At 63.5% G+C, this 12,343-nt stretch carries 9 protein-coding genes; 3 read left to right on the forward strand and 6 right to left on the reverse strand.

The genetic code is table 11. The annotated features are described in order from the left end of the window. The first annotated feature begins 123 nt into the window (after positions 1-123). The gene (locus M2395_RS16065; protein ID WP_011059458.1) at positions 124-1,323 is read left to right on the forward strand and encodes a CaiB/BaiF CoA-transferase family protein; all 1,200 of its coding nucleotides are present in this window, start codon (positions 124-126) and stop codon (positions 1,321-1,323) included. 76 nt (positions 1,324-1,399) lie between these two features. Then, on the forward strand, positions 1,400-2,251 hold the full coding sequence (locus tag M2395_RS16070; protein WP_015634285.1) for a TIGR02285 family protein: 852 nt from the start codon (positions 1,400-1,402) through the stop codon (positions 2,249-2,251). A 168-nt stretch (positions 2,252-2,419) separates the two neighbouring features. Here the strand turns inward: M2395_RS16070 and M2395_RS16075 are convergent, their stop codons facing one another. Continuing rightward, entirely contained in the window at positions 2,420-2,707 is a 288-nt protein-coding gene (locus M2395_RS16075) for a DUF3509 domain-containing protein (RefSeq protein ID WP_011059456.1), read from the reverse strand. A gap of 208 nt (positions 2,708-2,915) precedes the next feature. On the opposite strand from M2395_RS16075, the gene M2395_RS16080 reads away from it, so the two are divergent. Then, on the forward strand, positions 2,916-3,578 hold the full coding sequence (locus M2395_RS16080; RefSeq protein WP_011059455.1) for a response regulator transcription factor: 663 nt from the start codon (positions 2,916-2,918) through the stop codon (positions 3,576-3,578). Here the strand turns inward: M2395_RS16080 and M2395_RS16085 are convergent. The 5 genes from M2395_RS16085 to M2395_RS16105 form a co-directional block, all read right to left on the reverse strand. Then, positions 3,575-4,834 (reverse strand): EAL domain-containing protein, encoded by a 1,260-nt coding sequence (locus tag M2395_RS16085; protein WP_011059454.1) that lies wholly within the window; start codon positions 4,832-4,834, stop codon positions 3,575-3,577. The two genes, M2395_RS16080 and M2395_RS16085, sit on opposite strands and share 4 nt — an antisense overlap. A 90-nt stretch (positions 4,835-4,924) precedes the next feature. After that, on the reverse strand, positions 4,925-8,527 hold the full coding sequence (locus tag M2395_RS16090; protein ID WP_123430109.1) for an ATP-binding protein: 3,603 nt from the start codon (positions 8,525-8,527) through the stop codon (positions 4,925-4,927). A gap of 100 nt (positions 8,528-8,627) precedes the next feature. Beyond that, entirely contained in the window at positions 8,628-10,037 is a 1,410-nt protein-coding gene (thrC, locus tag M2395_RS16095) for a threonine synthase (protein ID WP_011059452.1), read from the reverse strand. Between the two features lie 107 nt (positions 10,038-10,144). Continuing rightward, on the reverse strand, positions 10,145-11,449 hold the full coding sequence (locus M2395_RS16100) for a homoserine dehydrogenase (RefSeq protein WP_011059451.1): 1,305 nt from the start codon (positions 11,447-11,449) through the stop codon (positions 10,145-10,147). Between the two features lie 134 nt (positions 11,450-11,583). After that, positions 11,584-12,315, reverse strand: coding sequence for a thioredoxin fold domain-containing protein (locus M2395_RS16105; protein ID WP_011059450.1), 732 nt, complete (start codon positions 12,313-12,315; stop codon positions 11,584-11,586). Positions 12,316-12,343 lie beyond the last annotated feature (28 nt).

The raw sequence follows: 12,343 nt of genomic DNA on the forward strand, positions 1-12,343 counted from the left end.
AATGAGAAGCACAATAATCCTTGGCCCGGGCGGGAAATAATCGGCAAAGGCAGGCGTCAGGCGCTGCCTTAATGGCGACCAATGGTCTAGGCTAGGCGGATTTTCCTGCCCAGCGGATGCCCCATGACCAGCCTCAGCAAGCCCCTCGCCGGATTGAAAGTGATAGAACTCGGCACCCTGATCGCCGGCCCTTTCGCCTCGCGCATCTGCGCCGAGTTCGGTGCCGAGGTGATCAAGGTCGAGTCACCCGATGGCGGCGATCCGCTGCGCAAGTGGCGCAAGCTGTATGAAGGCACCTCGCTGTGGTGGTTCGTCCAGGCACGTAACAAGAAGTCCCTGACCCTGAACCTCAAGCACCCGGAAGGCCTGGCGGTGCTCAAGCAACTGCTGGGTGAAGCGGACATCCTGATCGAGAACTTTCGCCCCGGCGTGCTGGAAAAACTCGGCCTGGGGTGGGACGTGCTGCACGCCCTCAACCCCAAACTGGTGATGGTGCGGCTATCGGGCTTTGGCCAGACCGGGCCGATGAAGGACCAACCGGGCTTCGGCGCGGTGGGCGAATCCATGGGCGGCCTGCGCTACATCACCGGTTTCGAGGACCGCCCACCGGTGCGCACCGGAATTTCCATCGGCGACTCCATCGCTGCCCTGTGGGGGGTGATCGGCGCGCTGATGGCGCTGCGTCACCGCGAGGTCAACGGCGGCCAGGGGCAGGTGGTGGACGTGGCGCTGTACGAGGCGATCTTCGCCATGATGGAAAGCATGGTTCCGGAGTTCGATGTATTCGGCTTCATCCGCGAACGCAGTGGCAACATCATGCCCGGCATCACCCCTTCGTCGATCCACACCAGTGCCGACGGCAAGCACGTGCAGATCGGCGCCAACGGCGATGCGATCTTCAAGCGCTTCATGCTCCTGATCGGCCGTGAGGACCTGGCCAATGACCCGGCCCTGGCCAGCAACGACGGGCGCGACACCCGCCGCGACGAACTCTATGGGGTGATCGACCGCTGGGTGGCGTCCCTGCCCCTGGAGCAGGTGCTGGAGCAGTTGAACCAGGCCGAAGTCCCGGCGAGCCGGATCTTCAGCGCCGAGGACATGTTCCACGACCCGCAATTCCTCGCCCGGGAAATGTTCCTCCAGGCCAGGCTGCCGGACGGCAAGGCCTTCAAGATGCCCGGCATCGTGCCAAAGCTCTCGCAGACTCCGGGCTCGGCCGACTGGGTCGGCCCCGAGCTCGGCGAACATTCCAGCGAAGTTCTGGCCGGCCTGGGCTACAGCAGCGAGCAGATCCAGGACCTGCGCAACTCTGGGGCAATCTAAGCTGAAACAGCCGTCTCACACTGCCCCCCCGCAACGGGCCCAGCGACGCCCGAGGCCAGGCCTTGGCCGGTTGACGATGGCGCTCGCGACCTGCCTGCTGTGGCTGCCCTGCGCCCCCGGCCACGCCGGCGAAATGCTCACCTGGCTGCTGCGCGACCTGCCGCCGCTGAATATTTTCGAGGGCCAGCAAAAAGGTCGAGGAGTGGTCGACCTGCTGATGCCGCAATTGATTGCCAGCCTGCCGGAGTACCAGCACGAACTGGTACGGGTCAATCGCGCCCGGGGCATGCAGATGTTGCGCGACCCCAGCTTCACCTGTGATCCGGCGCTGATCTGGAACAAGGAGCGTGCGCAATGGGTGGCCTTTTCCATCACCAGCTTTCGAGTGCTGAGCAATGGCCTGGCGATCCGCCGTGCCGACCGTGAACAGATCGCGCACTTCATCCATGACGGCAAGGTCGACCTGCATGGCCTGCTCGACAGCGGCAAGGAACTGATCGGGGTGGTGGCAGAGCGCAGCTACGGGCAACAGCTCGACAACCTGCTGCAGCAGGTTGCTCCGCAGCAGATCCGCGCCCACTACGGCAACGACGCCCTGGGCAGCCTGCTGCAGATGCAGCGCCTGGGGCGCCTGCAACTGCTGTTGGGCTACTGGCCGGAAATCCGCTACCAGGCCGTGCAGCAGGGCATGGACCCGCAGGATCTGGAGTTCTACCCGGTCGAAGGCACCAGCAAGTATCAGGAAATCCACGTCGGCTGCTCCGATACCCCGCAGGGCCGCAAAGCCATCACCCGGATCAACCAGGCCCTGCTCAAGCTGCGCGAGGAGCGACTGGTGGAGTTGTATGCCGCCTGGCTGGACCCCGGAATGCGCGATGAATACCGCGCCGATGCCCGGGCCTACTTCCAGGACTTGAAGGACCACTGACAAACGCCGGGCAAAAAGAAACCCCGAGAAGTGGGGAGACGACTCGGGGTTAAACGTGGTCTTTGCAGACCCGTACCAGCAGGCCACAAGCACCGGAGCACAATGCCTGATCCTGCTGATACTGAGTCTGACTGACGGGCCTGGCGGAAGGTTCCGTAAAATTTCAGATCAATTGCGCCGGGCGAACGCCTTGTCTTCGGCGGCATGGCGCAGGGCGGCGATCACGCAGGGTTCGAGCCGGCCTTCGGCGATCAGCACATCACGGTGCAGGCCGTCCACCACATCAGTGAGCAGGCGCTTGTCAGTGAGCTGGGCCCGATTGACCTCACGCTCCACCACGATGGCGCCGGCAGCATTCTTCAAGGTCACCAGGCATTCGCCCCGAGCCCCGCAAGGCGTCAGAGCAACCTGGTAAGGGCTCAGGGCCTCACTCAATAAAAGACTGATACTTTCCATCTAGATCACCACTCAATAGCTCGAATTAAAGGTTCGAAAACAAAAATGCCGGTAGCTTTCTGACATTCAAGTGACCATCGCTCAGAGAAGAAAGTTCGCCACACCTACTGCTGCCGACCTGAGTCAATCGAGCATGCACGGGTAATATGACAGCTGAAAAACGGCCGACCAGGCGCAAACAACGCCGCCTTTGCATTGGAGCTCAGCTTTGAAAGCAACGACGAACAACAAATTGCGCATCATCCTTGCCGACGACCACCCGATCTTCCTCATTGGCCTGCGCGCCGTCCTGGAACAGGACGACAGCCTGGCCATCGTCGGCGAGGCCAGCTCGCCCTCCGCCCTGGCGCAACTGATGCAGGAGATCGAATGCGATGTGCTGGTGACGGATTTCATGATGCCAGCCGAACAGCAGAACGACGGCCTGCGCCTGATCGAACAGCTGCGCCGCCGCCACCCCGACCTGCCCATCGTGGTGGTGACCATGCTCAACCACCCCGGGCTGTTCCGCTCGATCCTCGATCTGGGAGTAACGGGCCTGCTGAGCAAGGCCAGCCTGGCGGACGAGCTGCCGACCGCCATCGCCCGGGCGCGGCAACACAAGCCCTACATCGCCCAGGCCATCAAGCAGGCCCTGAGCCTGGCCGGCGAAGTGGGGCCGGACCGCCTGGTTTCCAGCGATCAGTTGTCGCCGCGGGAGCTGGAAGTGATCCGCCTGTTGGCCGCTGGCCATGCGGTCGGGGAAATTGCCGCGCAACTCAACCGCAGCAAGCAGACCGTCAGTGCGCAGAAGGTCAGTGCCATGCGCAAGCTCGGCCTGTCCAGCGAAGCCGCGCTGTACATCTACGTGCAGGAGCACGGGCTGTCCTAGGCACACAGGCCCTCAGCGCCAGCCCCCTCAGCACCCCGGTCCAGCGCCTGCGCCAGCCACTGGCGCATCTGGGCAGCGCTCATCGGCCCGGCCAGGAAGCAGCCCTGCAGATGGGCCGCCCCCAGGGCCTTGGCCGCCTTATAGTCGGCCTCGCTCTCGATCCCGGCCACCACCACTCCCAGGGACATGCGCCGGGCCATGTTCATCGCCCCACCGACCAGGGCCACCTTGCGCTCGTCGGCCGCCATGCCCGCCACGAACACCGGGGGAATCTTCAACTCGGTAAAGGGCAGTTCCAACAAGCGCTGCAGGCTGGTGCCGCCGATGCCGAAGTCGCCGATGGACAATTTGCAGCCGATCATCCGCAGGCGCAGCAGCGCCTCCACATGGGCGGTATCGGTCTGTAGCCGGGTGGTGTCGATGATTTCCAGGGTCAGCAGCCGGGCGGGCACTTCGAAACGCCTGAGCAAGGCCTCCAGCTGACGGGGAAACAGCGGCCGTTCAAGGATGCCGATGGGAATGTTCACTGCCACCGGCAACGAATGGCCCATCACCAGCTTCACCCCAGCCGCCAGCTCCAGGGCCTGTTCCAGCATGTGCCAGGTAAAGATCTCCTGCAGGCCGGCGAACTCGATCAATGGCAGAAACTCCCCGGGCATCAGCAGCCCGCGCTCGGGGTGCTGCCAGCGGGCCAGGGCCTCGACCCCCTGGAGCTCGCCGTGGGGCTGGATGACCGGCTGGAAATGCGCCACGCCGTGGCCCAGGATAGCCGCCAGCCCTTCCTCCTGGGTGACGCTGTCGAGGGAAAACGGCTCCAGCCCGAGCAAGTCCCGCAGCAACGCCTGGTCCGGCGCCGGCGCCCCCTGCCTGGAGTGCTGCTGGTAGGCCGTGAGCAAGTCGCCGATCACCGTCACCGAGGCCGGCTTGGGCAGGCAGCCCAGCACTTTCAGGCCCAGCTCCCGGGCCATGCCGGCCGCCCCCTCCAGCACATCCTCTTCAGCATCGCTGAGGATGATCAGCGCCCTGGCCCGCTCCTGGCGGGCCAGGTCACGGATCAACTCCAGCCCGTCGGCCTGCTCCAGGTACAGGTCGCAGATGGCGATATCCACCGGCCCCTTGCTGTCCAGCGAACGCCGCGCGGCCTCGACACTCTCGGCGGTCAGCACATTGAACACGCCATTGGCGTTGAGCATCTGGTGCAGGGCCATCAATTGGAACGAGTTATCTTCGAGAATCAGCACTTTAAGCGAATGCATGGGGCAACCTCCGGTACGACGTGCGTGGCAAGTATCCACAACGAGCCGGCAGGTTAATCAGACAATTCCTACACACACATAGGACAAGTCTTAATCATCCAGGACAGCCTGGATATCACTGCGCAAGCTGGCGATGACCTCCAGCAACAATGGCCAATGACGATCGATGGCCTCGTCCTGCCGCCCCTTGACCAGCCCCTCGAGCTCGATACAGGCCCTGGCCAGGGGCAGGGCATCGATCAGGCAGCACACGCCCTTGAGCCGATGCAGGGTACCCCCTAGGCGTTCCCGGTCGCGGTCCTGGTGCGCCGCTTCCAGCGCCTGCTGCTCCTCGGCGAGGTTGCGCAACAACTCGTGCAGCATGCGTTGCAGCACCTGGTCGTCGGCCTGGGTCATGCTGCGCAAGGTCTGGATGTTGAAGGATGGCGGCGGCAGGAAGCGCGCCAGGGCCTGGGCCAACTGATCCAGGGTTACCGGCTTGACCAGCAGTTGATCCATTCCGGCCTCCTCGCAGCGCTCGCGTTCGTCTTCAAAGGCATTGGCGGTGCAGCCGATCACCGGACAACGCCCGCGCCCTTCCTGTGCCTCGGCCTGGCGTATCGCCTCGGCCAGGGCGTAGCCGCTCATGTCCGGCATGTTGCAGTCAGTCATCACCACGTCGAAGGTGCCGCCACGCCATTGCTGCAACGCCTCCCGGGCATTGTCACAGGCCACCACCCGGTGCCCGAGGAACATCAGTTGCTGGCACAGGACCATGCGGTTGGCGCTCAAGTCATCCACCACCAGCACCTCCATGCTCCGGCTCGGCGGACGTTCCTGCGTCGACGCCGGCACAGACTCGAAATCGTCACTGACCCGCTCCAGGTACAACTCCAGCGACACCACGGTACCGACCCCAGGCTCGCTGAGCAGGTGAATCCGCCCGCCCATCAGTTCCACCAGTTGCCGGCAGATACTCAACCCCAGCCCGGTGCCGCCGTAGGCCGACGAGGTCATGGCATCGGCCTGGACAAAGGGCGTGAACAGCTTGGCCTGCTGCTCGGCGCTGATACCGCGGCCGGTGTCCGCAACGCTGATGCGCAGGCACTCAAGGCCGGACTCGTCAGGCTGGCACTCTACCGTCATCCGCACCTCGCCCTGGGCGGTGAATTTCAGCGCGTTGCTCAACAGGTTGTGCACTACCTGGCGCAGGCGCGCCGGGTCGAACAGATAACGGCCCTTGGCCCGCTCACTGAACACCAGCTGCAACTGCACGCCCTGGTTGCGCGCCGTGACCTCGAACAACTGCCGGATACTCTCGAAAAACGGCTTGAGGGCGGTGACCTGGGGCACCAGGTGCATATACCCGGCCTCGATCTTGGCCAGGTCCAGGCTATCGCCCATCAGGCCGATCAATTCCTGGGCAGACTGGTAAGCCACCCGCAGGGCTTCGGAAAAGGGCACGCCGCGCAGCCGCGCCTGCTCTTTCTCCAGCTCCAGCAGGCCAAGGATGGCGGTCATCGGTGTGCGGATCTCGTGGCTCATGGTGGACAGGAAAGCCGTCTTCGCCGCGTTGGCCTGATCGGCCGCCTGGCGTGCCTCCACCAGTTGGTTCTCCAGGCGCTTGCGCTCGGTGATGTCGATCCAGCCGCCCAGCAAGCCCTGCAACTGCCCTTCTGCACTGTAGAAGGGCACCGCCCACTGATAGACATCGATAGGGCCATCCCTGGACTCCACCTGTCGGTCGGCGAACACCGACTCACCGGAGGCCAGCAACTGCATGAACTCACCATGCAACTGCTGGGCGGTGGCCGGCGGCAGGATGTCCAGTTCGGTCAGTTGCCGCCCCTGGATCTGCGCCAGGCTGGTGCCCAATTGCTGTTCATAACTCTTGTTGCAGGTCATCAAACGCCCCTGCAGGTCGCGCACGAAAATCGGGTTGGGAATACCGTCGAGCAAAGCCCGCTTGAACACCAGTTGATCATTGAGCCGCTGTTCGGCCAGCAATCGCTGCTGGATCTGGCGCTTGAGGCGACTGTTCCAGGCCAGGGAAATCAGGCCGAACAGCAGTGCTGTGGCAATCGCCCAATACACCCAGTTCGGCACGCGCTGCCAGGCAGGCACCGGCACTGGCGTAGCCCCCAGCCATTTCAAGCGCAGAGCGCTGAGCTCCGCTACCGGCAAGGCTTCCAGTGCCTTGTTGAGAATGCTCAGCAGCTCGGGCTGGTCCTTGCGCACGGAAAACTCGTCGGCCGACCAGGTGCCCTCGACACTGCGCCCTACCATCACCCCGGTCTCGGCCGGCCCCAGGGCTTGCACCTCGCTCTGGATAGTCGCCATGGCCTCGCCATTGCTGACCAGGGCCCGGGCCTCTTCATAGCTGGCAACGCTGCGCAGGCGAATGTCCGGGTAGTTGCGCCGGATAAAGCTCTCCAGGGTGTGCCGGGCCGGAAGCACCAGCACCTCCCCCGCCATCTGCTTCAGGCTGCTCAGGCGCCGGTCCTCGGGACGCACCACGAACACCCAGGCCGCGCCGCCGAAGGCATGGGAGAAGTTCAGGAACAACCGCCGGTCATCGCTGGCCGTGAGGGTGGTGTTCATCTGCGCCTCCCCGCTTTCCAGCAGTTCCAGAGTCTGGGCAGTAGTCTGGCTTTCCTTCTGCACGAAATGCAGCCCGGTCATGCGCGAGATACGGTTGAGCAGGTCGATATTGAGGCCGGTCCACTGGCCTTCCTTGTCCTTGAACACATGGGGCGGGTATTGCTGGGAGGCCACCACCACATGCTGGTGCTGGAGGATCCAGGCCTGTTCCTGGGCGCTGAGCTCGATCGGCTCAGCGAAGTTGCTCGCCCCAAGGCCAGTGGTCCAGCGAGCCTGGATTTCCCGGCGTATGGATTCATCGATGCTTTGCAGGGCCTTTTCCAGCAACTGCGCCAGCAGCACATTGCTGTCGCGGGTGGCGAAGGCGAAGCCGGTGGGCGGCAGGCGGCTTTCCACGTGGATCTGCAACCCCAGGTAGGGACGCAGGGCCTTGTAGGCGCGAACGATCACCTCGTTGCCGATGAAGGCGTCGGCATCCCCCTGCTTCACCGCTTCCAGGCCGCTGTAGAGGTTCGGTGAAAGCATGATCTGGCTGTCGGGATAGGCCGCATGGACCTGGGCGGCATTGGCGTAGCCGTCCAGCAGCACCACCTTCTTGCCCGCCAGGTCGTCACTGGGCTGCGGCTCGTCCCGACGCACCACGACCACCGCCAGGTCCGGCATGTAGTCACTGGTAAAACGCAGCCCCGGCGCTCCGCGCTCATAGCCGTTGGCACTGGTCAGCACATCGATGGTGCCGTTGCGCAGCGCTTCCACCGCCTGCTCGCGCTCGGAAAAGCCCAGGACCTCCATGGACGTCCCCAGGCGCTCGCCCACCAGGCTCAGGTAATCGGCGCTGATGCCCTGGTAACGGTTACGGTCGCGAGTGATGTCGATGGGCTGGTAGTCATCGATGGAAATCCCCACCCTTAGGGTCCGGTGGCTTTTCAGCCATCGCTGCTCGGCGGGAGCCAGGGGCAAGGGGTCGAGATCGACGAAGGCCGGCACCAACTTGAAAGACAGGTTCTGAGCGGCGTAGGCAGGTGCCGCCCAAGCGAATATTGCACAGACCAGCACAGGCCCGCACAGCCAGCGCTGGACGGGCAGTTTCCGATAGGTTCGACGGCGAATCATCCGGGCCTCCCGGCGTCTTGCGAGCCACACTCATGCCACTGGGGCAAGAAAAAACAAAGCCCGTCAGAAGACGGGCTTGTTAGTCGGCAAAGCCAATGAATCAGAGCGGCTTGCCACGATTGCCGTGCTGGCTGACAAAAGCCTGCACCGCTTTCAGGTCGTTGGCCAGGACCGTGCAGCGCTCTTCACGCTGGAACAGGTCGGACAGATGCGCCGGCAGCTCCAGAGCCTTGCCGACACCGGCCTTTTCCACCGCATCCGGGAACTTGACCGGGTGCGCGGTGCCCAGGACCACCATGGGTGTATCCAGGCTGCGCCGGCATTCACGGGCGGCCTTGACCCCGATCGCGGTGTGCGGGTCCAGCACTTCGCCGGTCTGGGCGAAGACTTCGGCGATGGTTTCGCAGGTCTGCTCGTCGTTCACCGCCAGGGAGTCGAACAGCTTGCGCGCTTCGGTCCAGCGATCCTGTTCGACGCTGAAACCGCCGCCCTGCTTGAAGCTGTCCATCAAAGCCGCCAGGGCCGCGCCGTTGCGACCGTGCAGGTCGAACAGCAGACGCTCGAAGTTCGACGAGACCATGATGTCCATGGACGGCGACAGGGTCGCGTGCAGGGTTTCCTTGACGTACTGATTGCCGCTCATGAAGCGGTGCAGGATGTCGTTGCGGTTGGTGGCGACGATCAGTTGGCTGATCGGCAGGCCCATGTTGCGCGCCAGGTAACCGGCGAAGATGTCGCCGAAGTTGCCGGTGGGCACCGAGAACGCGATGGAACGTGCCGGGCCGCCCAACTGCAGGGCCGCGTGGAAGTAGTAGACGATCTGGGCCATGATCCGCGCCCAGTTGATCGAGTTCACCGCCACCAGGCGAGTGCCCTTGAGGAAGCCCTGGTCGGCGAAGCTGGCCTTGACCATTTCCTGGCAGTCGTCGAAGTTGCCTTCGATGGCGATGTTGTGGATGTTCTCGCCGAGGATGGTGGTCATCTGCCGGCGCTGCACTTCCGATACACGGTTGTGCGGATGCAGGATGAAGATGTCGACGTTGTCGCAACGCTTGCAGCCTTCGATGGCCGCCGAGCCGGTGTCACCGGAGGTGGCACCGATGATCACCACGCGCTCGCCGCGCTTCTCCAGCACGTAGTCCAGCAGGCGACCCAGCAGCTGCAGGGCGAAGTCCTTGAATGCCAGGGTCGGGCCATGGAACAGCTCCAGCACCCACTCGTTGCCGTTGAGCTGGCGCAGCGGCGCAATGGCGTTGTGGGAGAAGGCGCCGTAGGTTTCTTCAAGGATCTTCTTGAAATCGGCGTCCGGAATGCTGCCGGTGACGAACGGGCGCATGACCCGGAACGCCAGCTCGTGATACGGCAGGCCAGCCCAGGAAGCGATTTCTTCCTGAGTGAAACGCGGCAGGTTCTCTGGCACATAGAGACCGCCGTCGCTGGCCAGACCTGCCAGCAGCACATCTTCGAAATTCAGGGCCGGTGCCTGGCCACGAGTACTGATATAGCGCATGGGGACAAACCTTCGGTTTGAGCCTCAAGCCGCAAACTTCAAGCCTCAAGTCAAAGCCGATCAGCTTCTGACTTGGCGCTTGCCGCTTGCCACTTGCGGCTGCTTCATTAATTCAAATGTTCGACGCGGATACGCACCACCGGGCCAACGACGCCCTGCAGGGCCTCCAGGGCGGTGATCGCATCGTTGATGTGCTGCTCCAGAACACGGTGGGTCAGCAGGATCATCGGCACCAGGCCGTCCTGCTCTTCCACTTCCTTCTGCATGATCGATTCGATGTTGATGCCGCGCTCCGAGAGGATGCTCGCCACCTGGGCCAGTACGCCCGGGTGATCCTTGGCCTGGATGCGCAGGTAGTAGGCGCTCTCGCAGGACTCGATCGGCAGGATCGGATGATCCGACAGCGAGTCAGGCTGGAACGCCAGGTGCGGCACGCGGTTTTCCGGGTCGCTGGTCATGGCGCGAACCACGTCCACCAGGTCGGCCACCACCGAGGAAGCGGTCGGCTCCATGCCCGCGCCGGCGCCGTAGAACAGGGTCGAACCGGCGGCATCGCCATTGACCATGACCGCGTTCATCACACCGTTGACGTTGGCGATCAGGCGATCGGCCGGAATCAGGGTCGGGTGCACCCGCAGCTCGATACCGGCCTCGGTGCGGCGCGCCACACCCAGGTGCTTGATGCGGTAGCCCAGGGCCTCGGCGTAGTTCACGTCGGCGGTGGTGAGCTTGGTGATGCCTTCGGTGTAGGCCTTGTCGAACTGCAGCGGGATACCAAAGGCAATGGAGGCCAGGATGGTCAGCTTGTGCGCGGCATCGATGCCTTCGACGTCGAAGGTCGGATCGGCTTCGGCGTAGCCCAGGGCCTGCGCTTCGGCCAGCACGTCTTCAAAGGTGCGGCCCTTCTCGCGCATTTCCGAGAGGATGAAGTTGCCGGTGCCGTTGATGATCCCCGCCAGCCAGTTGATACGGTTGGCCGACAGGCCTTCGCGGATCGCCTTGATCACCGGGATGCCACCGGCCACGGCGGCTTCGAAGGCCACGATCACGCCCTTCTCCTGGGCCTTGGCGAAGATTTCGTTGCCGTGCACGGCGATCAGCGCCTTGTTCGCGGTGACCACGTGCTTGCCGTTCTCGATGGCCTTGAGCACCAGGTCACGGGCCACGGTGTAGCCGCCCACCAGCTCGATGACGATATCGATTTCAGGGTTGGTGGCCACGGCGAAGACATCGTTGGTAATCGCAATACCGGTCGTTTGGAACTGCGGCTTTGGCGTACGGGTAGCAATCTGCGCTACTTCGATTCCACGCCCGGCACGGCGGGCAATCTCCTCGGCGTTGCGCTGAAGTACGTTTAGGGTACCGCCACCGACAGTACCCAGCCCACAGATGCCTACTTTGACCGGATTCACTCTGAACTCCCCATAAAACGGCCGACTCTAGGCCGGCCGTGGAATACAGCCGCAAACTGCGCGGCTCTCTATTAATGGCCCGCCGGCTTGGCCGGCGGGCCATGATCGTCAAAGGCTAGCGTGACGATGCAGGATTATTTCGCACCCAGGGCCAGTTTGGCGATCTGCGGTGCCGGCTGGTAGCCGGGAATCACCTGGCCATCAGCCAGAACGATGGCCGGGGTGCCGTTGACGCCGATCGACTGGCCCAGGGCGAATTGCTTGGACACCGGGTTGGCGCACTTGGCGGCCTTGATTTCCTTGCCGTCGACCATCTTGTCCATCGCGGCTTTCTTGTCCGCCGAGCACCAGACCGCCTGCAGCTGTTCGTCACCCGGCGAGCCCAGGCCCTGGCGCGGGAACGCCACGTAGCGCACTTCCACACCCAGCTTGTTCAGCTCGGGCACTTCGGCGTGCAGCTTGTGGCAGTACGGGCAGGTGGTGTCGGTGAACACGGTGATGTGGGTCTTGGTCTCGCCAATGGCTGGATAGACCACAGTTTCCGCGACCGGAATGCCGTTGATCAACTTGGAAATGCCCAGGCGCTCGGTTTTTTCGGTGAGGTTGACCGGCTTGCCATCCTTGAGCTGGAACAGGTAGCCCTGGACCACGAACTGGCCGTCGGCGCTGGCGTACAGCACACGGCTGCCCTTGAGCTTGACTTCGTACAGGCCACCCATGGGGCTGGCGGTAATGCTTTCCACAGGCGTTTCGAGCTGCAGGGTCTCGAGGCTCTTGCGGATGGCTTTCTCGGCACTGTCATCGGCCATGGCAAAAGTGCTGAGCAGCGCCAGGGAGGCGGCGGCAAAAATCTGGGTCAAGCGCATGGGAACTCCTGAAGGCGGGCAAATGGGC

The sequence above is a fragment of the Pseudomonas sp. BIGb0176 genome (genome assembly GCF_024810175.1).
Classification (GTDB): domain Bacteria; phylum Pseudomonadota; class Gammaproteobacteria; order Pseudomonadales; family Pseudomonadaceae; genus Aquipseudomonas; species Aquipseudomonas protegens.